This window comes from Psychrobacillus sp. FSL H8-0487 (assembly GCF_038008385.1).
Lineage (GTDB): Bacteria > Bacillota > Bacilli > Bacillales_A > Planococcaceae > Psychrobacillus > Psychrobacillus psychrotolerans.
Genome location: NZ_JBBOZA010000001.1, coordinates 848,466 through 871,552, shown reverse-complemented (window position 1 = coordinate 871,552; position 23,087 = coordinate 848,466). Strand labels below are relative to the sequence as shown.

Annotated in this window: 26 protein-coding genes; 8 read left to right on the top strand and 18 right to left on the bottom strand. The window is 36.2% G+C overall.

The window, feature by feature from the left end; genetic code table 11:
• Positions 1-17: 17 nt before the first annotated feature.
• The 3 genes from essB to MHI47_RS04150 all read right to left on the bottom strand — a co-directional run bounded on the left by essB (position 18) and on the right by MHI47_RS04150 (position 2,008).
• The gene (gene essB / locus MHI47_RS04160) at positions 18-1,382 is read right to left on the bottom strand and encodes a type VII secretion protein EssB (RefSeq protein WP_340829727.1); all 1,365 of its coding nucleotides are present in this window, start codon (positions 1,380-1,382) and stop codon (positions 18-20) included.
• Positions 1,383-1,396: 14 nt separating this feature from the next.
• Positions 1,397-1,636, bottom strand: coding sequence for an EsaB/YukD family protein (locus tag MHI47_RS04155; RefSeq protein WP_093537215.1), 240 nt, complete (start codon positions 1,634-1,636; stop codon positions 1,397-1,399).
• 78 nt (positions 1,637-1,714) lie between these two features.
• Positions 1,715-2,008, bottom strand: a complete 294-nt coding sequence (locus MHI47_RS04150; protein WP_090565261.1) for a WXG100 family type VII secretion target — start codon at positions 2,006-2,008, stop codon at positions 1,715-1,717.
• Between the two features lie 641 nt (positions 2,009-2,649).
• Here MHI47_RS04150 and MHI47_RS04145 point away from each other — a divergent pair.
• The 3 genes from MHI47_RS04145 to MHI47_RS04135 are packed head-to-tail and all read left to right on the top strand — an operon-like array spanning position 2,650 to position 6,243.
• Complete coding sequence (locus tag MHI47_RS04145) at positions 2,650-3,402, top strand: DeoR/GlpR family DNA-binding transcription regulator (RefSeq protein WP_340768464.1); 753 nt, start codon at positions 2,650-2,652, stop codon at positions 3,400-3,402.
• Positions 3,399-4,310 (top strand): 1-phosphofructokinase, encoded by a 912-nt coding sequence (pfkB, locus tag MHI47_RS04140; RefSeq protein ID WP_340829726.1) that lies wholly within the window; start codon positions 3,399-3,401, stop codon positions 4,308-4,310. The genes MHI47_RS04145 and pfkB overlap by 4 nt, the downstream gene beginning before the upstream one ends.
• Positions 4,311-4,326: 16 nt before the next feature.
• Complete coding sequence (locus tag MHI47_RS04135; RefSeq protein WP_340829724.1) at positions 4,327-6,243, top strand: PTS fructose transporter subunit IIABC; 1,917 nt, start codon at positions 4,327-4,329, stop codon at positions 6,241-6,243.
• Positions 6,244-6,545: 302 nt separating this feature from the next.
• Here the strand turns inward: MHI47_RS04135 and MHI47_RS04130 are convergent, their stop codons facing one another.
• The 5 genes from MHI47_RS04130 to ytxJ all read right to left on the bottom strand — a co-directional run bounded on the left by MHI47_RS04130 (position 6,546) and on the right by ytxJ (position 11,417).
• A complete protein-coding gene (locus MHI47_RS04130) occupies positions 6,546-8,039 on the bottom strand; it encodes a class I adenylate-forming enzyme family protein (protein WP_340829722.1) in 1,494 nt (497 codons plus the stop codon).
• 21 nt (positions 8,040-8,060) lie between these two features.
• Positions 8,061-8,327: a hypothetical protein gene (locus tag MHI47_RS04125; protein WP_340829721.1), complete on the bottom strand. Its 267-nt coding sequence runs from the start codon at positions 8,325-8,327 to the stop codon at positions 8,061-8,063.
• Between the two features lie 46 nt (positions 8,328-8,373).
• Positions 8,374-10,125, bottom strand: coding sequence for a mechanosensitive ion channel (locus MHI47_RS04120; RefSeq protein ID WP_340829719.1), 1,752 nt, complete (start codon positions 10,123-10,125; stop codon positions 8,374-8,376).
• A 126-nt stretch (positions 10,126-10,251) separates the two neighbouring features.
• A complete protein-coding gene (locus MHI47_RS04115; RefSeq protein ID WP_340761649.1) occupies positions 10,252-11,067 on the bottom strand; it encodes an STAS domain-containing protein in 816 nt (271 codons plus the stop codon).
• Between the two features lie 17 nt (positions 11,068-11,084).
• Complete coding sequence (gene ytxJ / locus MHI47_RS04110) at positions 11,085-11,417, bottom strand: bacillithiol system redox-active protein YtxJ (protein WP_340829717.1); 333 nt, start codon at positions 11,415-11,417, stop codon at positions 11,085-11,087.
• 170 nt (positions 11,418-11,587) lie between these two features.
• Here ytxJ and MHI47_RS04105 point away from each other — a divergent pair, with 170 nt between their 5' ends.
• Positions 11,588-12,091 carry a YusW family protein gene (locus MHI47_RS04105; protein ID WP_340829715.1) on the top strand — a complete coding sequence of 168 codons (504 nt, stop codon included), beginning with the start codon at positions 11,588-11,590 and terminating at the stop codon, positions 12,089-12,091.
• A 164-nt stretch (positions 12,092-12,255) separates the two neighbouring features.
• Here the strand turns inward: MHI47_RS04105 and MHI47_RS04100 are convergent, their stop codons facing one another.
• Positions 12,256-12,720, bottom strand: coding sequence for a divergent PAP2 family protein (locus MHI47_RS04100; protein WP_340829713.1), 465 nt, complete (start codon positions 12,718-12,720; stop codon positions 12,256-12,258).
• A 65-nt stretch (positions 12,721-12,785) separates the two neighbouring features.
• The gene (locus MHI47_RS04095; protein WP_340771334.1) at positions 12,786-13,445 is read right to left on the bottom strand and encodes a Dph6-related ATP pyrophosphatase; all 660 of its coding nucleotides are present in this window, start codon (positions 13,443-13,445) and stop codon (positions 12,786-12,788) included.
• 115 nt (positions 13,446-13,560) lie between these two features.
• Between MHI47_RS04095 and MHI47_RS04090 the strand changes: the two genes are divergently transcribed.
• Positions 13,561-13,896, top strand: a complete 336-nt coding sequence (locus MHI47_RS04090) for a DUF5658 family protein (RefSeq protein WP_093537205.1) — start codon at positions 13,561-13,563, stop codon at positions 13,894-13,896.
• 9 nt (positions 13,897-13,905) lie between these two features.
• Here the strand turns inward: MHI47_RS04090 and MHI47_RS04085 are convergent, their stop codons facing one another.
• The 5 genes from MHI47_RS04085 to MHI47_RS04065 form a co-directional block, all read right to left on the bottom strand.
• On the bottom strand, positions 13,906-14,910 hold the full coding sequence (locus MHI47_RS04085; protein WP_340764383.1) for a M23 family metallopeptidase: 1,005 nt from the start codon (positions 14,908-14,910) through the stop codon (positions 13,906-13,908).
• Between the two features lie 161 nt (positions 14,911-15,071).
• Positions 15,072-15,773 carry a gamma-glutamyl-gamma-aminobutyrate hydrolase family protein gene (locus MHI47_RS04080; RefSeq protein WP_340832001.1) on the bottom strand — a complete coding sequence of 234 codons (702 nt, stop codon included), beginning with the start codon at positions 15,771-15,773 and terminating at the stop codon, positions 15,072-15,074.
• An 88-nt stretch (positions 15,774-15,861) separates the two neighbouring features.
• Positions 15,862-16,755 (bottom strand): NAD-dependent epimerase/dehydratase family protein, encoded by an 894-nt coding sequence (locus tag MHI47_RS04075; protein ID WP_340829711.1) that lies wholly within the window; start codon positions 16,753-16,755, stop codon positions 15,862-15,864.
• 148 nt (positions 16,756-16,903) lie between these two features.
• Positions 16,904-17,041 (bottom strand): hypothetical protein, encoded by a 138-nt coding sequence (locus MHI47_RS04070; protein ID WP_175496261.1) that lies wholly within the window; start codon positions 17,039-17,041, stop codon positions 16,904-16,906.
• Between the two features lie 14 nt (positions 17,042-17,055).
• Positions 17,056-18,273, bottom strand: a complete 1,218-nt coding sequence (locus MHI47_RS04065; protein WP_340829710.1) for a helix-turn-helix domain-containing protein — start codon at positions 18,271-18,273, stop codon at positions 17,056-17,058.
• A 126-nt stretch (positions 18,274-18,399) separates the two neighbouring features.
• Between MHI47_RS04065 and MHI47_RS04060 the strand changes: the two genes are divergently transcribed.
• A complete protein-coding gene (locus MHI47_RS04060; RefSeq protein WP_340829709.1) occupies positions 18,400-19,683 on the top strand; it encodes a S8 family serine peptidase in 1,284 nt (427 codons plus the stop codon).
• A gap of 113 nt (positions 19,684-19,796) precedes the next feature.
• Here MHI47_RS04060 and MHI47_RS04055 read toward each other — a convergent pair whose 3' ends face one another.
• Positions 19,797-20,276, bottom strand: a complete 480-nt coding sequence (locus tag MHI47_RS04055; protein ID WP_340829707.1) for a metal-dependent hydrolase — start codon at positions 20,274-20,276, stop codon at positions 19,797-19,799.
• A 174-nt stretch (positions 20,277-20,450) separates the two neighbouring features.
• Between MHI47_RS04055 and MHI47_RS04050 the strand changes: the two genes are divergently transcribed.
• Positions 20,451-20,852, top strand: coding sequence for a hypothetical protein (locus MHI47_RS04050; protein ID WP_340829705.1), 402 nt, complete (start codon positions 20,451-20,453; stop codon positions 20,850-20,852).
• Positions 20,853-20,943: 91 nt separating this feature from the next.
• On the opposite strand, the gene MHI47_RS04045 is transcribed toward MHI47_RS04050, so the two are convergent.
• Positions 20,944-21,606 (bottom strand): ribonuclease H family protein, encoded by a 663-nt coding sequence (locus MHI47_RS04045; RefSeq protein ID WP_340768443.1) that lies wholly within the window; start codon positions 21,604-21,606, stop codon positions 20,944-20,946.
• Between the two features lie 362 nt (positions 21,607-21,968).
• Positions 21,969-22,844, bottom strand: a complete 876-nt coding sequence (locus MHI47_RS04040; RefSeq protein ID WP_340831999.1) for a helix-turn-helix domain-containing protein — start codon at positions 22,842-22,844, stop codon at positions 21,969-21,971.
• A gap of 47 nt (positions 22,845-22,891) precedes the next feature.
• On the opposite strand from MHI47_RS04040, the gene MHI47_RS04035 reads away from it, so the two are divergent.
• Positions 22,892-23,017 (top strand): hypothetical protein, encoded by a 126-nt coding sequence (locus tag MHI47_RS04035; RefSeq protein ID WP_340768442.1) that lies wholly within the window; start codon positions 22,892-22,894, stop codon positions 23,015-23,017.
• Positions 23,018-23,087: the final 70 nt, after the last annotated feature.

The following is a 23,087-nucleotide window of genomic DNA, read 5'->3' as shown; positions in this document are numbered from 1 at the left end:
AATATTTTTGTTTGCTATTACTTTGGTTGTTCCGTTTTTTGCTGATCTTGTTGTTCCTTTTGCTTTTGATCTAGTTCTTGTTGTTCCTTTTGCTTTTGATCTAGTTCTTGTTGTTCCTTTTGTTTTTGTTCCAGCGCTTGTTGTTCTTTTTCCTTTTTCTTTAGTTCTTCTTTTTCTTGTTCTTGCTGTTCCTGTTGTTCTATTGCTTGTTGTTCTTGTTCTTCTATTTCTTCCATTAACTTCTCATATTCCGCTACTTCTTGATCTATTTCATTTAGCTTTTCTTGCATTTCTTCACCAGTTAAATCTTTATCTGCCTTCACTTCTTCTCTTAATTTCAACAGACCATAAGTGATTAACTCTCCATCTTCCATTGCTCTAGCGATATCCACAGCATTTTCTGCCTCACCACGTCCGAGATAAATCCAATACTTCAAATAATCAGGATCCGTTTGCAAGGTAATATTAGAAAGTACATTTTTCTTTTGTTCTTCATCTAAGCGTTCATTTGTAACGGAGGAATAGGCAAGTTCGTACAGCACGATAAACGGCATGGACTTAACGCTATAAGGGCTTAATATTGTTACTACTTGGCTGTAGTTTTGACCGAGGAATGACATTTGACTATCGATAAAGGCTTCGTTTTTTGGCTTTTCATGTACGAAGTAAATAATTGCAAATACAATAGCAGGAATAATAAGTACACCTAACCCAATCGATAACCACTTAGTAAATTTCCATTTCTTTCGAGGAAGCTTCACATTTTCTAGTTCTTTTTGTTCTAATAACTCCATTTGCTGACTTATGTAATTAAGTAGGGAGTCACTTTCTTTCATTGTCATAATCGTAGAGCCTAGTTCCCTCAATTCAAGAATCTCAGAATACTTTAAATACTCCTCAAATGTGAAAGAGCCGTCTATTGCAGCTGCAACTACGGCTTTTGTTTCTAACCAGACCCGCTCATCATTTGTTTCAAAGGGTGGTAAACTACCTAACACTCCAAAATAAAGAAAACTCGGATCCATCCCTTTGCTATATACAATATTTTCCGGAGAAACGATTAAATTTAAGCGCGGGTAAGGATGTGAATATACCTTTCCCACTAATTGGTATGCAAACATCCACCTAGACTTTTCATCCTCCACATGGATAGCATCATATCTCTTAAAAGATGCGGGAATATCTGCTTGAATAATTAACTCATCGTCGGTTATGACTATGTCTTTTTTTATTTTTGGATTAACTTCTTTTAAAAAAATAATCTCTTCTGTTCGTTTAAACCCAACTCTCTCTTTCTGAAAGACAAAAGTAGTTTTAGAAGGTTCTTCATTAATTTCCGCACCGATTCGGTTTTTCAAGTATGTATGTGAATGATTGACCATCTTTGTAGCTCCTATCAAATAATTTCAATTCGATCACCTGTCGTTATACCGCAATGGGCTAACGTCAAATGTCCCGGGAATATTTTATCTTTATTCACAACGCGCACCCAATGACCTTCGCGTGGATTTTTTGAAATAGAACTGGCTTGCCAGGCAATATCAATCATTTTTTTCATTGTATAATAATCGGAAAGTCTTAAATCGATGATTTTTCCATCGTATTTAGAAAGATCAACAGTAATTTCTATATACACTTTTTTCACCCCATTTAAGGAAAAAGCGCCTTCCTGTGTGGGAATGACGCCCTACTTTTTTACAAGCTAACTGATAAATTATCCACGAATTTGACTAGCAACTTGTTGATCTGCATCTTGTAGTGCTTGACCAGCGCGGCTTAATTGAATACCTACTTCACTTAATAATTCACGCATTTCATTGAAATGAGGTTTTAGTCTTTCATATTGCTCAGCGAATGCAGCACTAGAAGAACCTTCCCACATCGATTGTAATTCACCGATCATGCCATCTAGGCGACCAATTTGTGAAGCAACCTCCCCTGATTCATGATTGTAGCGAGAAGCCATAGCATCTAACTCAGCTGGTGTTACGCGAATAATTCCTGACATTCCAAACATCTCCCTTTTCTTTGAAATTTTATGACATTTATAAAATAACTGTGTAGTGCTTTCAACAGAACCCACAGGTACTTCCTACATTCAAAGTTCCACTAATACCCAATACCCTCGATCTATTAGTTTATAAACCTAATAAAATTATTAATTTCAAAAAATCTATAAACTAGAATTTTTTTATAAGTATTAGAAAACTTTTCCTTTATTATAATAAATACCATTACATAATCTTATAGTCAAAATTCCTATCAAAAACCTCCAAAAATACTAGACCTATAAGCTCATAGACTTTTGTCATTAAATTTTCCCATATAGAGTTACTTAATATTTTTTCGTTTTCGTATTTAAAAATTAGTTGTATAAAAATCATAAAAATATTATTAAAAATAATACGCATTACTTTTATATCATTTTTTCAAAAATGCACCAGGATAATATCTCGTTATAAAGATACTCAAAGACTTAGTTTATTGTCGCCATTCATCATTAGATAAAGGTTGAGAGCAAAATTAAGAAAGAGAGAAAAAATGATTGTTTTTGGACGTTTATGAATGTTTGTGATTGAATTAAATTATGAATTCAGGTATTATTAATTTAACAGAAATTTAACTCTATTCAAGAAAGCGGTTGATTACTTGTTAACAAACGAGAGACATGCTTATATCTTAAAAAAGCTAGAAAAAAAACAAACGGTAAAAATCCAAGAATTGGTGGATGAAACTGCGGCTTCCGAATCGACAATTCGAAGAGATTTAACAGAACTTGAAAGCCAGCAGAAACTAGAACGCGTTTTCGGAGGCGCTATTCTGACTAGGAACAATCTAATAGAACAAAGTGTGACAGATAAATCTACTCAAAATCTAGCCGAAAAAATTCATGTTGCACAAGCTGCAGCGGAACTGATCAAAGAAGGAGACAGCGTCTATTTGGATGCTGGTACCACAACTTTTCAAATGATTCCATTTTTGCAAAACAAAAACCTTTTGGTTGTAACTAATGGTTTGACCCTCGTTGATGCCTTGAAAGATTATGGCATCACCACGTATTTAACCGGTGGACTATTTAAGTCTAAAACGAGTGCATTTGTCGGTTCTCAAACTGCCCAGGCTATGAAAAATTATCGTTTTGATATTTGTTTTCTTGGTGTTAATGGTCTGCATGAGCAATATGGGTATACGACACCCGATCCTGAAGAAGCAGCTATCAAACTATTGGCAAGTTCCTTGTCTAGAAAAACCTTTGTGCTAGCTGATCATTCAAAAATCAATCAAGTTAGTTTTGCGAAAATCATGGATTTGGAAAAGGCCGAACTCATCATCGATAGTATACCGGCAGAAACTTTGGATATTTTCAGAAAAAAAACTTCAGTAAAGGTGGTGCTCGAATGATTTATACTTGCACTATTACACCATCAATCGATTATACCGTTTTCCTGGCGGCATTCGAAAATGGAAAACTAAACCGCTCCGAAGAAGTATATTATTATCCTGGCGGCAAGGGTATTAATGTTTCCAGAGTATTGAACAGACTTGGTGTTAAGAGCAAAGCCCTAGGATTTACTGGCGGCTTTACAGGTAGCTATATAGAAGAATTTCTACAAAAAGAAGGAGTAGATACTGATTTCATTGAAACTTCTGAAATAACCCGGATAAATATTAAAATAAAGGCAGATAAAGAAACAGAATTAAACGGGCCAGGTCCAAAATTAACGGTGCAACAATTACTAGTTCTCACAAATAAAGTAAAAGGCATGAAAACAGGCGATTGGTTCATTCTTGCGGGCAGTCTTCCTATCTCCATCTCCGATAGCTATTTTCTTGACCTTGCGGAAATCTGTAGGGAGAACGGAGTGCACTTTGTACTTGATACTTCCGGTCAAGCACTGAAAAAACTGACAAAAGTACCCTGCTTTTTGATCAAGCCTAACCTCGAGGAACTAGGAGAATTATTCGATACCGAAATCACAACTATTAAGGATGCGCATCACTATGCCAGAAGACTTTTAGAAAATGGCATCAAACATGTCATCGTGTCGATGGGCGGCGACGGGGCTTTACTCGTTACCAAAGACCTCTCTTTAAGAGCTAAAGCGCCGACTGGTCTTGTCATCAATACAGTAGGATCAGGCGATTCACTCGTTTCTGGTTTCATCGCTTCCTATTCAAAAGACGAAAATCCTGAAAAAGCTTTTCGTTACGGTGTTGCAAGTGGAAGCGCCACGGCCTTCCGTTCAGATTTATGTGATCAACAAGGCGTCGAAGTATTACTTGAACAAGTAGAAATCACCCCAATCTGATGAAGGATGTGACAGGATGAAAATTACACAATTATTGACAGAAGAAACAATTATACTGAATTTAAATGCCACTTCAAAACAACAGGTTCTGGAAGAATTGACTGGACAATTGGAACAGGCCGGAAAACTAGTGGACCGCCAAGCGTTCCTGAAGGATATTCTAACGCGTGAAAATCAGAGCACTACAGGTATTGGCGAAGGCATTGCCATTCCTCATGCCAAGTCAGTAGCAGTCGATGCTCCAGCCATTGCATTCGGCAGATCTGAACATGGTCTCGACTATGAATCATTGGATGGCCAACCCGCTCATCTATTTTTCATGATTGCAGCCACTGAAGGTGCCAATGATGATCATCTGGAAGCCTTGTCAAGACTAGCCACATTTTTAATGGATGAAAAATTCCGTTCACGTATTCTTGCAGCCAGTTCTAAACAGCAAGTTTTGCAAGCGATTACAGACAAGGAAATGGAAGCCGAAGGGTCAGAAAAGCCGCTTGAAGAAAAGGATGAACCTCGTTCATCCGCTAAAAAGATTCTAGCGGTTACGGCCTGTCCGACAGGAATCGCCCATACCTATATGGCGGCAGAAAAACTCAATGATCGTGCAAAAGAACTTGGTATTACACTGAAAGTGGAAACCAATGGCTCGAGTGGTGTAAAAAATCGGCTGACCGATGCGGAAATTACAGAAGCAGAAGCTATTATCGTGGCAGCAGATACCAAAGTGGATATGGCTCGTTTCGATGGAAAACATGTCATCCAGACTGCAGTTGGCAAAGCCATTTATGAAACAGACGATTTACTGAATCGAGCGGTTAACCAAGATGCACCGATCTATAAGCATGACAATTCAAAGGATGAAGCATCCTCTAGTGAAGGTAAAGGCGGGTTTTATAAACATTTAATGAACGGTGTTTCCAATATGCTACCATTTGTCGTAGGTGGGGGTATTCTAATTGCCATTTCCTTCTTCTGGGGCATAAATGCATCAAATCCTGACAGTCCTGAATACAATGAATTCGCTGCGATGCTGAATACTATTGGTGGAGGCAATGCCTTCTTCCTAATGGTTCCAGTTCTAGCCGGATTTATCGCAATGAGTATTGCCGAACGTCCGGGATTTGCACCAGGAATGGTCGGCGGACTGATTGCTATAACCGTTACAGGCGTTGAAGGAGCAAGTGGTGGTTCCGGATTTCTTGGTGGACTGATTGCCGGGTTCCTCGCTGGTTATGTTACGCTGTTAGTCAAAAAAATATTTTCAAGACTTCCTAATTCACTTGAAGGGTTAAATCCAGTATTGTTCTTCCCAGTGTTTTCAATTGCCATTACTGGAATAATCATGATGTTAGTCAATCCTGAATTGACTAAAGTCTATACAGGCATTTCAAGTTTTCTTGAAAGCCTTGGTGGGACAAATCTAGTGCTTGTCGGATTACTTCTAGGAGGCATGATGGCTATTGATATGGGCGGTCCTGTCAATAAAGCGGCTTATACATTTGGCATTGCTATGCTTGATGCACAAAACTTTAATTTCATTGCTACTGTCATGGCAGCAGGAATGGTACCGCCACTTGGCGTAGCGATTTCTACCACACTTTTCAAAAATAAATTCACAAAACCTGAACGAGAAGCCGGCAAGACAGCTTATGTGCTCGGTGCTAGCTTTATCACGGAAGGTGTTATTCCGTTTGCAGCAGCAGATCCCGCACGCGTTATCCCAGCTTCTGTTGCCGGAGCTGCAGTCACTGGTGCATTGGTAATGCTGTTTGACATTGGTTTGCGCGCTCCTCACGGTGGAATTTTTGTGATCGGCCTTGTTGATGGAGGTGCGATAAATATACTATTGTATGCATTCGCTATTCTCGTGGGATCCTTTATAACAGCTATAACCCTTGGATTCCTGAAAAAGAAAATCGTAATTGCTGCATGATTCAATACACTCTAGCTTTCGGATCTTCTCTCCGAAAGCTTTTTTAATAGATAAGTATATAAAAACACAGTATGAATACGTAGTTATGGAATGAATCATACTACTGATTTCCGTTACATGTGGACGCTCGGAGCAGAAATCAATTGCATATCTACATTTTTTTAGAAGACCAGGCATCTTTTTGTCTGTTTTTTATTTTGTATCAGTTACGCTTGTACATGAATTTTGCAGGTTAGCTAATTATTTGGAGAAATACAAAAAAAGACATCCTATTCCTTATCAGAAGTAGAATGTCATTATTATCAGTCTCGTAATGTAGTCTTTAGGACTTTTCCACTTGCATTACGTGGTAAGCAGTCGATAAATTCGACTTCTACGGGGAGCTTATATTTCGCTAAACTTTTGGAGCATTTAACCAATATATCTTCTTCTTTAAGTAGTTTCCCTTCCTTCAAAACTACATACGCCTTTGGAACTTCCCCATATACCTCATGAGGGACACCAATTACTGCGGCTTCTAGTACTTCCGGTATTTCATAAAGCACCTCTTCTACTTCTACTGGGAATACATTTTCTCCACCACGAATGATCATATCTTTTTTTCGGTCGACAATATATAATAGACCATCCTCATCCATTCGTCCTAAATCCCCAGTGTACAGCCACCCATCTCTAATTGCCTGTCGTGTTGCTTCATCATTTTTCAAATATCCCTTCATTAACTGAGGGCCCTTCACAACAATTTCACCTACTTGCCCAATAGGCAAAGGGTTACCTTGCTCGCCAACTACTCGCACTTGTGTTCCTGGTACCGGCTCTCCGACAGATCCTACTTTCTTAAGGGCATAACGATCCTTCAACGTCGTTGCCGCCGGCGAGTTTTCCGTTTGCCCATATATATTTTGAACTTTCACTTCTGGATACATTGCTTTTATTTTACGGATTAACTCAAATGGCATAGGCGCTGCACCATACGTAAACAATCTTAGATTAGTTAACTTGAGTATTTCCATTTTAGGGCTATTCAATAAGATACTATACATCGCTGGAACACCAAAAAAGACAGTGATTTTCTCTTGTTCTAATGTATCCATTGTTTGTTCTGGAGAAAAGCCTTCTTCAATAACAACAGTTCCACCAGCATAAATAACCGGGATACTAAATACATGACTTGCTGCACAATGAAAAAGAGGAGCTACTATTTGCATACGATCTGCTGAGTTTAGTTCAAGTGCTTCCACATAAAGCTTCGCCGTTGCTCGAACATTCGCCGCCGAAAGCATAACCCCTTTTGGCTTACCTGTCGTACCAGATGTGTAAAAGATAACAGTCGTTGTATTTTCATCTACTTTTCCTTCATTAAATAACAAACTATCATTATTGAACACTTCCAGAAGCGTATTTTCTTCTCCTAAATATAAAAGATCCTCAAAACTATTCATTGTTTCTGGAAGGTCATTTAATATTGAGTGTAATCGAGTATCATATATTAAGGCCTTTGCCTCTGAATGCTTAAATATATAATTGACTTCTGGAGCAGTTAACTTCGTATTAATCGGAAGAATTGTAAATCCGCCTAACTGACATGCATAATAACAAGTCAGAAAATAATCGGAATTTATCAAATATACCGCTATGATATCTTCCTGCTCATACCCTTTCGATTGAAAATATCCTGCAAGACGTTTTGCCTGCTCGAACAATTCCTTGTAGCTTGTCTCCCTGCCTTGAAAAGAAGTGATAATTTTCTTAGGTGTTTCCTTTGCTAAGTATGCCAATCTCTCTGATACTAACATTCAATTCCCCCTTTATCCTATCTAACATTCAATTATTCTGAATTTATATAATATTATAACTTTAATGTTATTATACATAATTAGTAGCAAAACGATAACTATTTTAACGGGGAATTCCAACCATATAAAAGTGTGAATCGATTGATGATCCCATAAAATCGATCGATAGCCACTAATAATTGAGCGATCAATAGCAATAATCGATTGATCCGCGACAATAATCGATCGATGATCATGGTGGTCATTAATAATTTTCGCTTCTAAATACAAAAAAATATTCCTTTCCAAAAAAAAGCTCCAGCGAGTTTTATACTCACTGGAGCCAATTCATATATTATTGTTCATCTTTTCTTTCATCAATTGGTGGTAAGTCTTCAAACGGGTGAAGATCATCCGTTGATGGGATATTATAGCCCGTACTCGGAGAATCTTCCTCATGAGCTGGGTTTACAACATTTACATCCGCATCTTGAATAGGGTTGACTTCGTCCATATGGGGACTTGTGCCCTTTAAGCTTTGTTCCGCTTTTTTAGGATCTTGAAAGTTTTCTATAAATGATTCTTTCATTGTTTCTTTTTCTTGTTGATATCTTTCAGTAGAAACTTCTGCATCATTTAAGCTTTTTTCCATTTTCGATAAATATTTTGTAGCATGCTCACGACCACCTAGTCCAAATGCAAGTCCGAATGCTAATGCCACTCCTCCAAGAATAAGGATGAATGCTGCGTTAATAATAGATGCGGCAATACCTAATTGGTCTAATGCCATGAAAAATGCAAATGCTAATATAGCATATTTTGCTACATAACGAAGGAAATGTGGTGTTCCTGATGAATGCGTCATCACGTTCCCAACTATTTTTTCTACTAAACTAGCTAACCAGAAGCCTACCGCTAGAATAATAATAGCTGCAATTACAGATGGCAAGTAAGCAAAGAGACCTGTTGCCAGTGTTACCATAAAGTCTAGCTCTAATAATTGAAGTGCTTCCACTACAAATAGTAGGATAATAATGACTTGTACAATTGTCCCTATTAAAGTAGCAAACGATGGTGCTGCTCCATTAGCAGATTGGAAGCCCATTTTTCCAAAAATAGAATTCACACCTAATTTTTCAAGGAGAGATACAACCACATCCTTGACCCATTTAGCTGCAACAATACCAACTAATACAAGAACAATTGCTACGAAAATTTTCGGCAGCATTGTCATGACATCATTTAACATTGCAATGGCTGGTCCTGAAATACCTTCTAATTCTAAAATCTCCAGTGCTGTAATGGAAACTGGAATCATTATTAAAACAAATGCAAGGATGCCTACAATTTTAGATAAACTTGTTCCCTCAACAAACGAGGACAATTTCCATTTATCAGCTAAGCGGTCCAATCCTGCTGAATGCAATAACTTTTCTAGTAAGTTACGAACTAGTTTCGCAATAAACCAACCAATAGCAAATACAAGTACCGCTGATATTAACTTCGGTATAAAGGTAAAGAAACTCGCGAGCATTCCTTCAAACGGTCCACTTAACCCATCAATTCCTAGTGCACTTAACACTGCTGGAATGAATAATAGGAAGATTAAGTAATACGCAACTTTAGCTGCAGTATCTGTCCACTTCATTTGATTTTCAGGTTTTGCGTCAAACCCTGCTTTCTCCGAATACTTGTTCAAATTGAACTTTGATCCAAGCATTTGAATCCCTTTTTTCACAACAGTAGCTAAAACCCAAGCAAATAATAATATCAAAGCAGCTTTCAAAATGTTCAAGAAAGCCCCCGTCAAACCAGAATACATCGAAACAAATGGTGCTGCCATCGTATTTAAATTCAATATATTAAAGAATAAAACAAGTGCTAAAATCAATACGATGAAGAAAACAACCTTACTAATAACTTTTTCTACGGTCCATTTAGACTTCGTGTTTCCTAACCGTTCATTTACCCTAAATTTACGTAATAATTTGTGAGTTGCATTTTCCAATACTTTTGCAACGATAAATCCAATAAGAAGCACAAGAATTGCAACAACTAACTCCGGTATATAAGATAAGGTATCATTCCAGTAATAACGATCTAGCATACTCTCTCCTCCTTCAATTCAACTTTTTATCCTTGACATAGATTAGTTACCCACCACAAAGAAAAGTTAAACAGAAATACAAAAAAATCCAATCCTCGAAGATAGGATTGAATTTATTGCAGATTATTACTTCAAACTATTAATGGCCATTTTTACACTACCATATGTATTAAAAGAGGTAAAATCAATCCCTGCTTTCACAACAGTCATCGATAAGTTAGGACGAATACCGGAGAATAACACATGGATACCTAATAATCCGAGCACATTGTGAATAGTGAATATATGCTGTGCTATTTCCATATCTATTGCCATAGTTCCACTAAAGTCAATAATGAGATAGTCAATTTTCAAATCTGGAATGGTCGGAACAACATAATTTAATAAATGCTGCACCCGTGTATAATCAATCGCTCCTATTAATGGTAATACTGCCACACCGTCCTGAATAGGAACAATTGGTGCAGATAGTGCATTGATTTCACGTTGATGATCTTTTATTGACTTATCCCGATACATTTCATACGCACTAATCGTTTCTGCCATACTGACATCCATTAAATAACAAAAGCGATTATTTACTTTAATAACATCTTCTGTAGACAGTCCATGCTCCATGGATATTTGAGAAATTTTTTGTAAAAATATTAATCGGCGATTTGCGTACGGTTTCATAATGTTAGAAAATCGACGGAACAATTTAGCTTCTTCTTCCCCCGTCTGTTTACTCCATTGTTTCAGTTCTTCCTCTGCCGACTCTCTTGAACCTTGTAAGGAATCTGCCAACAATACTAAAAACTGCGTATTTTTTTGAATGAATTGTTCCAGCTCTTCCGGTGATAATTTCGGGTTATGATTGTCGTTTGCTGTATCCGTCATGTCTCGTATAATCTTCTCGGCATTATCCACTAAATAATTTTTTACTTTTAGTATTGATTCCATTTCATTGCTCCAATCTATTATAATGATCCAGTTACTTTATCTAACTCCTTTTTCGTAATTTTCCAGTGAGAGGCATTCCATACAACATCACTATTTGCTATGACAAACGCCTGAGGAGATTCATGTTGAATGCCAAGGTCATTTGAAATCTCATTAGATACTGCACGATTTTCTATAACTTTCACTAAATAACTTTCTATTGAATTATTAAAAGCTGTAAATTCCCCGTACGCATGTGCACTCACAGGACATGTTGTACTATGTTTGAACACTAGGATTGCTTTATCCTTTGACTCATCAAAGATATTCTTCCACTGAATAACTGTTGTAATTTCTTTATAATTTCCCATTCCATCACCTTCCTATACTTAATATTGCTTTTCTTTACCCCCATTATTATAATCATAATCATTTTCTCATTTTCTACATTTATTTGAAAATATACGAAAATGTTTAAGGCGAACAATTTGGGTTATATAATAAAAGAGTAGGTTTAAACACCTGGAAAGGAGCCAACTAGATGAAAACCACCAAATTTAAAGTACTTACATCTACATTTCTAACTTCGGCATTACTGCTAGGAGCTTGTGGAGACAACAATGATGAGGTAGAAGAAAACGAACTAAATGAAACAGAAGTTCAAAAACAAGAAGAAGTAACAACAGAAGAGGATACTGTTGTAGAAACTCCTGAAGAGGAGCCAAAAGAAGTAGCATTCGAAACGTTTAATCTAAAAATAGATACTGCCGATACAAAAGATGCGGTAGTTGCTCAATATAGTAAAGAACCGAAAGACTCTCTTTACTCCAATGAACTCGATGCTGCTGATATCAAAGGAGAAGAAGCCAAGGAACTTCTTCATTCTGTTTTAGGCGAGCTACAACTAAACAAAGATATGGCAGATGAAGATGTCATTCAAAGAGTGACACTTGCCTTTGGTATTGAAGAATATAAAAACTTTAATTTAGAGATTGCTTATAATGGTGAAAAGGAAGTTAAAACCTATACCGATTCTAAGAAATAACCTTATTTAGCCAAGTTGGAGCTTTTCAACTTGGTTTTATTTTGTCAATTTATTAGAGTTTGTTTAACAGATTTAGAGATTGAGTATGAAGATGGACTATAAATAAAGGAAAGGCCAAGTTAGAATTACTATCTAACTCGGCCTTTCCTATCTAAATGGATTAATTAATCTTCTAATTTAGCGCATAATATCCCAAATGCAGTTCCTAATATTGCACCTGCCATTACTTCTACTGGTTGATGTCCAAGAAGTTCTTTTAATTCGCCTTCTCTTTGAACATATTCAAAACTTGGAAAATTCCCTGAAAGTGCTGCAATATTATCTTCCAAATCGTTTACTAATTGTGCAATTTCCCCTGTATGTCTTCGAATTCCCTGCGCATCATACATAACAATTGCCCCGAAAACAACAGCAAGAGCAGTTTCTGTATGTCGAGTTCCCTTATTGGCAGCAACATAAGATGCTAATGCTGCGACACCTGCAGAGTGAGAACTTGGCATTCCCCCTGTAGTAAACGCCTGTTTCAAATCCCAATTGCCCGTCAATTTCTTATGTGTTAATACCTTCAAACCCTGTGCTAGACCTATTGCCGATAAAGCAGTTATAATTCCTCTATTCATTTTGGTCAATTTTCTCCTCCACCATTTCAAAATAATATGTATTTTCTTCTTTACGATACCCTTTTCCGTTTGTATTAATCATTAATCATTACCGGAGAGAAAATATAGTCACCCTTTACTATAGTCTGTCCAATTTTTATAGGCACTCTACTAGAAAATATGGGGCCATCCACAACAACCGTGTGAAATTCTCCATTTTCTCCACAAGCATCAATTCCTAGAGCTTCCAATTGTACTATCAACTCTTTTGAAAACTTCCTTCCAACAAACTCAGCTGGCATCATTGTAGTGTTCACTACTACAATCCAGGCTTCAAATCCTGCATCTATCAAATCTACAATAATTTTATGGCGTGGTTCTTTCCATAAGGGATGAACCGCAACTATATCCGATTTTGCACATGTATTTTGAACCCATTCTAAATGCCCATCTAGATCAATATCTCCAAACACACCATGAGTAATTCCTTCAGCGTGACATTCGTCCATTGCTTCGGTAAATAGTCCCTCATAGGAACTCCAGCTTGCTTCTTTTATAGATAATGGTATTCCTAACCGTTCTGCCTGAGCTGTCACTACTTCAAATGGTAGTGCATGAGATTTAGAAATTTCTCCTTCTTCTTCGAACATGGTCAGTAACCTCTTCGGTTTCATCCCCATTTTCATTGCCCGATAATAGGCCATCGCAGAATCCTTCCCTCCCGACCAAGAACAAACAAATGGAACATCCTTCATTTTTAGCACATCCTTTCCTACCTCATCTCATTGTAAGCTATTTTGCAAATGAAGAATATAATCCGCTGCTTCAATCACATACTAATAGAAAAAAGTAAAAGGAGTACATTTTCTATTGCTTACAAATCCCCTCTCATTCATACAAAATAAATTAGTCAAATTAGGAATAATCCTATTAATACTTGCTACTCTCGATGCTTTCTTTACCGATTTTGGTATTCAAAGTCATCATATTACAGAAGCAAATCCTATTATGCGGAACCTATATGAAGGTAACTTAATAGGCTTTTATCTGATAAAAATTGCTCTTCCTATTTTACTAATAGGTATTGTTTCCAAATTAAAATCGAGACCATTTATAGTAGTTTTATTGAATGTTGCTATTTTTCTCTATGTAAGTGTGTTATTCCTTCATTTTTTTTGGTTAACGCTTGCTTTTATAGAAATGTAAATCCAGCAACTAATTTGCTGCTGGATTCTTTTTCGCACTCTTTTCCTGCTGCTCCCAACGTTTTAACAATGGGAAAGGATCATAAGCCCATTCTGTACGTCCGTTAAATTTATACATTCCATAATGTAAATGTGGTGGGAATTTACCAGAGGTCCCCTCCCGACCATAACCCGAGCTTCCGACATAGCCGATAACGGTTCCTGGCTCCAAAATATCTCCTTCTTTTAATTCCTTTGCATAGCCTGATAAGTGAGCATAGTAATGATAAGTATTATTTACATCACGAATTCCAACACGCCAGCCACCATAATCATTCCAACCTTTTGTTTCTACAATTCCATAAGTTGTGGACTTCACAGGTACACCATAGGAAGCGAACAAATCGGTTCCTTCGTGCATCCGTCGTCCGCCCCAGCCTCTTCTGTCACCCCAAGTACTGCGGTAACTGTAATTATGCTGAAGTGCCAGTGGAAATGCACGTCCATCTAGGTCTACCGTATTATAATGCTTATAAATTTCAGCATTTGTCATAATTTGTTTAACTGCTTCATCTCGAGTGTAATAGTCCTTCAGTGTTTTTTCAAAATCTTCTTCTGTTACGACACGCTCACTTAAATAATTTGTTAATGTAAACATCACATCATCATCGTGTTTAAGATCAGCAAAGCCATCATTATTCCCATCAAGTCCACTACCATCAAAAAAAGTGATGGATGTACTATTCCGATCATCTTTTATAGGATTCAATAATCCAACCCAAAAGTCATCGGAAAATTGAAACGCCACAACTCCCTCTCGTTTTGGGAGATCACTGCGAACTTCTTGTAAATTGCGTTCGTATTGGTCAATTGCTGCCAAGTAATACCATGGGAGCATCTCACTTGAATACTTTATATAGTAGTCCATGCGCATTTCCAAAATTTCTTCACGCGTCGGCTCTTTCTCCGCGGCCGAAACATTAGTCGATATTAAAAAGGAAAGCACACAAACAAAAAACCCTTGCCTCAGCCCGATTTTCAAAGCAATACCTCCTCATTCATGATTCAAATAGCTTTCCCTAGAAAAAACATTTCATGAATTACATTTTTTAAGTAAAAAGGAGAATAATAAAAACGACTGTATAAACAGTCGTTTATTAAAGCTTAGGTCCAACAGCTAGACAATACATTCTACATTCATTTCATACATGCATTCATAAAGGCTTGAAATATTGCACACGAACTAGCATCCCCTTTTGTTAACAAGCTCTCCGGATGCCACTGTATACCCATAACGAATAGATGCTTCGTACTTTCAAAAGCTTCAATTACACCATCACTAGCGACACCACTGACGATAAAACCTGCTGGCATATTTCTAAGTGCCTGATGATGATAACTGTTCACCTTAAATTTTTCCATTCCAACTATTTTGCGTAACAAAGATTCCTCCGTCACTTCAACAAAATGAGAGCCATGCCAATTTGGAGCCTGCTGATCATGCTGTAGTAATGGTCCATCCTTTTGAGAATAGATATCCTGATACATATCCCCGCCCATCGCAATACTCATAATTTGGGCTCCACGACAAATTCCTAAAACAGGTTTATTTAACTCTAGCATTTTTTGAACAAGTGCCATTTCAAATAGATCTCGCTCTGGAACAATATTACCTAGACCCGGAAGTGGCTCTTCTCCAAATAATGTCGGGTCAATATCTCCACCACCAGTTAGTAAAAGACCATTAATTGTATTTGCGATTTCTGTAATTTCATCTCCTACTAAATTTGGTAACACAATTGGAACTCCTCCAAATTGTGTGATTGCACGCACATTACTCATTGGAACTGATAGCAAATCCTCTTTTATATTTGACGACACACCAATTACAGCTTTTATACCCAAACACTCCTCCTGGTGGAATATATAATGATTGTATGCTTGTGATACGAGCATCTTTCACTTTTGCTAAATAGAGTCTAGGAACCTATTTAGCATTTATTTTCATTAATGCCTCCTCTATTAGGCTAGGAAGATATTCTTTAAGCTCCCTAAACTCATATCCTTGCCGCTCAGCTTTTTCATTGCTGATCAACCAAGTTTTAGAAATATTGTACGGTGAATCACTCTCTTCTTTCGTATCTGCTACTACTTTCGCTGTTTTGCCAACCTTTTCTTCTATATAGGCAAGCAATTCTCCTATTTTCACATTTCCATTAGATGTCGCATTAATCGGACCTTCAAAATCGGATTGCCCAACCCAAGCTAAGAAATCGCCAGCCTCTTCCTCTGATATAAAATCCATGGCAGCTTCTAAATTGACCAAATGAATATCAGCTTGATCTCGAACTTTTTTAATATAATAATTGAGTCTATCCGTATAGTCGTTTATACCAATTACAATAGGAAATCTTACAGCGACAACCGGGAAAGGTGCACGACTGAAAAATGCTGCTTCTGCCTGTCTTTTTCCTTCACCATACGAAAAGTCTTCTTTTGGCCCAATATTTAAGTTGTATTCAAATGGATTGAAATCCTCTTCTATAAATCCTTGTTCTCCACCACCTAGTTCATAAACGGATTTAGAAGAAGTGAATACATACTTTTTCGTTTTACCGGCAAACACATCGATTGTATCAATCGCTTCTTGAGATGAATAACATATTTGATCAAATACGATATCCCAATCCGTATGTACAAAATTCTTCTGCATATTGCCCACATTGAGACGATCAACCTTAATACGACTTACTTTATCTCCAAACGGATCTTCCACATTACCTCGCGAGGCAACGGTCACTTCAACTCCCTGTTGCAACAAAGATTCGACTAACTGCACACCAAAAAACCTTGTTCCACCTAATACTAAAGCTTTGGTCATATGTAATCCCCCTCTAATAATATTCTCTCTACTATCCCATTTCCACTACCCATTAGTCAATATGAGAATATTTAGATTTCAATTATCATAAAAAAATAACAGTCTCAGAGTTAATTGACTCAAAGACTGGTAAAAAGCGATCCCTTATTTAAATAATAGGAGGATGAATAGGAAGATATAGACTATCTGACATGGTACTATTTGCGACAGATTCTACTTTGTCTACATTCAAGTTAATTGAAATAGAAACTACTATGATAGCTAAAACTACGAAAGCTTTCTTCATAAAGATTCACCTCCTTAAAGTTTAAAATAAACTGCTTTATCAAATTTACCTTCTTCCTTGTAAAAATCAGAAAGGAGGTTTGAAAAAAGTTTATACGCATCAGCACAACGCCCATCAGTAGAAATATACGGCAATAACTTCTTCTCTAAATAATCCATGGCTTTGGACTTTTTGTTATCTAAGAGTATTAAATAAAAGGTTGCGTACATTCCATAATGGTGAACCTTAAGTTTACTAGCTTCTTCTTTTAATAATTCAAAATTACCTTTGCTCGCATCCCAATTTTGTAGTTGGTATTCTGTTTGTCCAAGATTGAAAAGACATAATAGAAAATCTTCCGTATCTCTTAGCATTCTTGTTTGGCTCTTCTTAAAATAGGCATTTGCTATAGAATAATTCCCCATTATGTAATGTAAATCTCCAATATTATGATAAACCTGAGGAAGTAAAGAATCATAATTAAATATTTCAGCGTTTCTTAGTAAGTGTCCATATGTTTCTAGTGCTTTGTCATAGACTTTTACACGTGAATAATTCATCGAAAGCGATAACAACGTGTAAAGAATTCTTTTAAAGTTAATTTGTTCTTTAAAATATTCCAAAGCTTTTTCTCCGTAAATTATTGCTTGATTGGATTCCTCCAAGTGGCCTTTAACTACCGCAATATGGTAAAGAACCTCTCCTTTAAAAACACCTAGATTAATATTTTGTCGAATAATTTTCATTAGATTCTTATCAGCTTCCGTATATTTACCTCTTGTTACTAAAGATATCGAATGGAAATAGGAAAGTAAATACCTCTCATGTTGGGAAAAATTCTGTTTCTGAACATGTAACCATTTATATTGTTTCTCTGCTTCCTTTAGCTCATTCATAGATAGAAAGTACCTAAACTTATATAGTTCATACAAGTACATAAAGTCTGTAAAAACAATAAAGTCCTTAAAATTTTCTAATTGTTTATAAGCTAGAGGTAACTTTTCTAAATCATAATATTGAAGGTAAGAAACAAATTCGTCGAGTAGGTATTGAATATTGCGTTCCCCTTTTTCCACTTCTTTTATATCGATTTTTAAGCGTTCTAGTAATAATTGAATTGTTTCAGCATTTCCTTCTCTAAAATTATTCTCAATTTTACTTAGATGCGTGATTGAACAAATCCCCTCACAGAGTTTAGCTTGGGTCATTTTTTTCTTCGTGCGATGATATTTGATCAATGGTCCTATTTTCATATAATCACATTCTTTCTAGTTTTCTTATAATACTATAGTAGTTTAAATTTTCCCAATAAACAAAATTACTTTTGTATGCTAGTTTTAAATTGCACTACAAAAAAATCGAAAAGGAGTTTTGGAGAAATGAACAAAGCAAAATTATTATTACTAAGCGCAGCATTAATCGGTTCATTAACAATACCACTGCAAGGTACTTCATTAGTAAACGCAACTTCTTCCGAATTAATCGATTCTGCTAAAGGATCAGAGACATTTCGAGTTTATGTTGAAAGTAATAATAAATCTACAAAAAATAATATAAAAAATCAATACCAAGTTCGTTGGAAGTTAACTGAGAATGGTTTCTCCACTAATATGAACCAAAACCAATATGATGCACTTCAAAAAAACAAAAATATAACCGTAACAAAAATTGACAAAGTAACACTTGATGCAGATGTACGTTCTTCTGAATTCGAAACAATGGCAGGTGAATATCCAACCGAGCAAACCCCTTGGGGAATAAAAGCTATTTATAATAATTCAAGTTTAACGGCTACTTCTGGTGGAGCAGGTATTAATATTGCGGTTTTAGATACTGGAGTAAATATTAATCATTATGACTTAACTAATACAGTGGAACAATGTAAAAACTTTACTACCGCTACTCCAATTGTCAATAATAGCTGCAATGATGCAAATGGACATGGTACGCATGTTGCCGGCACTGCCCTTGCAGATGGTGGGAGTGATGGAGCAGGAATTTACGGAGTAGCACCAAGTGCTGACTTATGGGCTTATAAAGTTCTAGGAGATGATGGATCGGGATATTCAGATGATATCGCCGCAGCAATTAGACATGCAGCCGATCAAGCCGTTTCTACGGGAACAAAAACAGTTATTAATATGTCTCTTGGCTCTTCTGCTAGTAATAGTTTAATAACAAGTGCTGTAAATTACGCTTATAACAAAGGAGTATTAATAATTGCAGCTGCAGGAAATTCAGGTCCTTCCCAAGGATCAATAGGTTATCCAGGAGCCTTAGTAAATGCTGTGGCTGTAGCAGCTCTAGAAAATCGTCAACAAAACGGTACATACCGGGTTGCTGATTTCTCCTCACGCGGATATAGCTCCACTGACGGAGACTATGTAATTCAACAAGGAGATATAGAAATTTCAGCTCCTGGAGCATCTATATATTCCACTTGGAATAATGGTGGATATAATACAATAAGCGGAACATCAATGGCCACTCCCCATGTAGCTGGACTGGCAGCAAAGGTATGGTCCCAAAACCCCTCTTGGTCCCATACACAACTCCGCACAAATTTACAAACCCGTGCGAGAGCAGTAGATATTAAAGGAGGTAGCGGCGCAGCAACTGGCGACGACTATGCTTCTGGTTTCGGTTTTGCAAGAGTGCAATAACTAACAAAAGAGGCTTACTCCACTGTTTCGCCCCCGGGACAAGTGGAATAAGCCTCTTTTATTTATATAGTTATGAAAAATATTCTACAGAATTACATCCTATATTGAATGATTTAGATATATTTACCAAATACACCGTAGCCAAAATAGACCGTTAGTACTGATAAAGCTGCAAATACGACATACTCAACTGTACCACCAGTTCTCGTAGTTACAGGAAATCGAACCGTTATCTTAAGTGGGTACATTAATTTAATACCATTTTTTGTTGCCATATCAAGTATGTAATGACTTGCCATCCCAACCAGAAAACCAAGTATAATGGAATCATTGTTAATAAAACCATTCAAAAGAAATGCCATTAATACTAAAAATAGTAAACTGTGTGTGAATGAACGATGCCCGAAAAGTGTGTTAATCACCTTTGATAATACTTTAAATTTGCGACCTATTTTACTACCTCCGTGGCATATGTCCGGGATGATTGCCCCAACAACGCCTGCTCCAACTAATAATACCGGATCATAATTTGAAACTTGGGCAAAAGCAAGACTTGCTGCAAGACCGCCGATGATGTGTGTGTTTCCTGTCATGCTTTTATTCTCCTTTTTATGTATGTAGACAATTATTTTACACTATTATGAGGATAAACGTTATCGGGCATTTGTACTGCCATTGAATATTAAAACAAACAAAAATGAAATAAATAGTAAAAGGATTGAGCATGAAAACATTTGGGTATATATAAGGAAAGGGAGTGATGATTTATGGCAAACGGAAATAAAAGATCTCTGATAATAGGGGCAGCTACTGCGCTAGCAGCAGTATATTTCACAAACAAAAACAATAAAGCTCAATTAAAAACAGCAGTAAAAAATTCGAAAACGAAGATCGATTCAATGATGTCTTCTCAGAACACAAAACCTAGTCAGGCGACAAAGACAGGTTACTCTGATCCAAACGATCCAGATGATAATCGTATGGTGGAAGAGGGAGCAATGACAAGCGTCCAATATTATAACGAAAACGTACAGGATGCTAACTCAAAAGCTGAGGCAAAACAAGCATTTCCTAAGTCACAACATAAAAAATTAGCTAAAAAAGAAGAGTCATTACCAGAAGATAATAATGATTCACCAGCAAAACAGGAAAATGCAGCACACTTATAAGATTAAAAATATAAATAAACACCAGTGTCTCTCTTAGGCACTGGTGTTTATTTATATTGTATATAGTTAATGATCAACATCATTTTAACATTCAATCCTTTACTAATTCAATAACAGCCTGAATCTCAATACCATTTAAACCTTGAGTAGCAAGACGGTCTGCTTCTCCATTCATTTTCCTTGGCACCAACTCATATTCTGCTTGTATGCCAAGCTTCGATAGTTTTCCTTCAATTCGATCTGCCCACCCAGTTAAATCCTGCTCAATTACTGGCCATTCACCATTTAAATGATTAATCACAACCTGTGAATCACCTATAAATCGAACAGGCAAATGATGAACTCCTAGCAAATCCAATTCCTGTAACCCTAAATGCATAGCAGCGTACTCCGCCTCATTATTCGATTCCAAACCCGTCGTAGCAGCATTTCTTCTAAGTCTATAAGACTTGCCATTTTGTTCATAATAAATAACACAACCTAGCCCCGAACTTTTCGTATCTCGATCATATCCCCCATCAAAATAAACCGTGACATTATGTGGCTCCGTCTCAATACCTTTCAAATACCCCTTCAATTCCTTTACTGTCCACGAACTATCAAACCTATCCACAAAAGTAACTTGCTTTAGTCGACCGGTACGCTCCATATCTTCGGCAAATAGCAACGCTTGCGCTGCGGGCACTTCCTCTGAAAAGAAATCCATCTCCGCTCCTCGCTTCGTTTTGTAAATCCACTCTATTCTCACTTTCATATCGCATTCCTCCTAATAGCATTAGTATCACCATTTTATATCCATTTATGATGCTTCTTCTACAAAGTGAAAGCTTAAGAAAATGACCGATATTCTTGTTAAGGAAAAATTTTAAATAAAAGTTGTTGAAACTAATTATAGATTACTTAAGAAAATATCCATTTATGCATATCCTACAGATTTTTTTCAAATTATCTAGTATATTTGAAATGTAAAAAGGATTTTAAACACGAATAGTTAAGCAATTAGTACTCATTTATAAAATGATCTTTTAGTAACGAATGTGTGTAATATTCTTTTGGAAATGGGGGAGATCACTCTACCAATAGAAACTTTATGAGAATCAATCCAAGACTCCCAGTCTACCGTAAAAATTGCTTTTTATTTTGATTAATTGCTTGAATGTAAAAAGGCAAATCTTGAAACTCGAAGAAGAACAGTGCTTGTTGATACACTTCTTTGATTTCATCTATAGGAGCCGCTTTCTTTTCTAAGCATTGGCCTTTATAGTATAGGAATTTTCCAGTTAGGAACATAAAGGAACTTTCCTTTGACTTTTGGATTCCTTGATTTGCTGTATTTAGAGCTTCATCGTATTCTTTGAGATCATAAAGGATCTTACATTTATTAAATAAAACAGTTATTAGAGTTTTATATATTTTATAATCACTGTAGTTTTTGTGGATGTGCTCTTTTAATATTTTATTGTAATAAAATAGACACTTCTGACTCTCACCATTTTCACCGTGGACGTTAGCAATAGTATTATTAATTTTTATTTGCAAAAATCTGAACTGGATAGTGGTTGGATTTGAATAGTTTAAAATACTTTTTAAGTTAACTATACATTCTTCTGGTGAAATAATTTTTAAATAATATCTAGCAGTATTTAAAATATAATCACAGTATAAATCTAACCAAATATTATCTTTATCAATTTGATTTGAATTAATAATCGATATTATTTTTTGATAATTATGCTCTTTTAAGTGAAACTCAATATCATTTATTAGTTCTTCACTTTTAAAAACGTTTTTATGAAATAGCATTTCAATAAAGTATTCTACTGGGACTTGTAGTTTTAAAGCTATTTTCAATAATGTATCTATTGCTGGGTATACTTCACCAGCTTCAATTCTACTAATTGTTGACTGTGTACAAATATCCTTTGAGAGCTCTTTTTGGGAAATACCCGCCTCAGCTCTCAGTTTACTAATCTCTAAGCCTAAATATTTCATTTCCAACAGAATCACCCCAAATCATATAAAAAAGGACGGAAAAAAACATGAAAAAATTATCTATTATCTTATTAATCGTATTAGCAGTTGCACTTTATCCAAATGGTAACAATGAAGAGGCAAAATCATTTAAACAACCAATTACTACTTATGACTTACCTTTCACAAACTAATGATGACACGTCCAATAAGATTGTTATGATAAAGTCTTATTGGATTTCTCTTTCAAAACCAAATCATATA

Bases quoted from the DNA above. Each gene is read 5' to 3' on its own strand.
- MHI47_RS04095 (WP_340771334.1), bottom strand. From the start codon at position 13,445: ATGAAGGATGTTCCATTTGTTTGTTCTTGGTCGGGAGGGAAGGATTCT.
- MHI47_RS04105 (WP_340829715.1), top strand. From the start codon at position 11,588: ATGAAAACCACCAAATTTAAAGTACTTACATCTACATTTCTAACTTCG.
- MHI47_RS04055 (WP_340829707.1), bottom strand. From the start codon at position 20,276: ATGACAGGAAACACACACATCATCGGCGGTCTTGCAGCAAGTCTTGCT.
- MHI47_RS04035 (WP_340768442.1), top strand. From the start codon at position 22,892: ATGAAAAAATTATCTATTATCTTATTAATCGTATTAGCAGTTGCACTT.
- MHI47_RS04120 (WP_340829719.1), bottom strand. From the start codon at position 10,125: ATGCTAGATCGTTATTACTGGAATGATACCTTATCTTATATACCGGAG.
- MHI47_RS04135 (WP_340829724.1), top strand. From the start codon at position 4,327: ATGAAAATTACACAATTATTGACAGAAGAAACAATTATACTGAATTTA.
- pfkB (WP_340829726.1), top strand. From the start codon at position 3,399: ATGATTTATACTTGCACTATTACACCATCAATCGATTATACCGTTTTC.
- MHI47_RS04150 (WP_090565261.1), bottom strand. From the start codon at position 2,008: ATGTCAGGAATTATTCGCGTAACACCAGCTGAGTTAGATGCTATGGCT.
- essB (WP_340829727.1), bottom strand. From the start codon at position 1,382: ATGGTCAATCATTCACATACATACTTGAAAAACCGAATCGGTGCGGAA.
- ytxJ (WP_340829717.1), bottom strand. From the start codon at position 11,417: ATGGGAAATTATAAAGAAATTACAACAGTTATTCAGTGGAAGAATATC.
- MHI47_RS04130 (WP_340829722.1), bottom strand. From the start codon at position 8,039: ATGTTAGTATCAGAGAGATTGGCATACTTAGCAAAGGAAACACCTAAG.
- MHI47_RS04115 (WP_340761649.1), bottom strand. From the start codon at position 11,067: ATGGAATCAATACTAAAAGTAAAAAATTATTTAGTGGATAATGCCGAG.
- MHI47_RS04065 (WP_340829710.1), bottom strand. From the start codon at position 18,273: ATGAAAATAGGACCATTGATCAAATATCATCGCACGAAGAAAAAAATG.
- MHI47_RS04045 (WP_340768443.1), bottom strand. From the start codon at position 21,606: ATGAAAGTGAGAATAGAGTGGATTTACAAAACGAAGCGAGGAGCGGAG.
- MHI47_RS04040 (WP_340831999.1), bottom strand. From the start codon at position 22,844: ATGAAATATTTAGGCTTAGAGATTAGTAAACTGAGAGCTGAGGCGGGT.
- MHI47_RS04070 (WP_175496261.1), bottom strand. From the start codon at position 17,041: ATGAAGAAAGCTTTCGTAGTTTTAGCTATCATAGTAGTTTCTATTTCA.
- MHI47_RS04075 (WP_340829711.1), bottom strand. From the start codon at position 16,755: ATGACCAAAGCTTTAGTATTAGGTGGAACAAGGTTTTTTGGTGTGCAG.
- MHI47_RS04060 (WP_340829709.1), top strand. From the start codon at position 18,400: ATGAACAAAGCAAAATTATTATTACTAAGCGCAGCATTAATCGGTTCA.
- MHI47_RS04050 (WP_340829705.1), top strand. From the start codon at position 20,451: ATGGCAAACGGAAATAAAAGATCTCTGATAATAGGGGCAGCTACTGCG.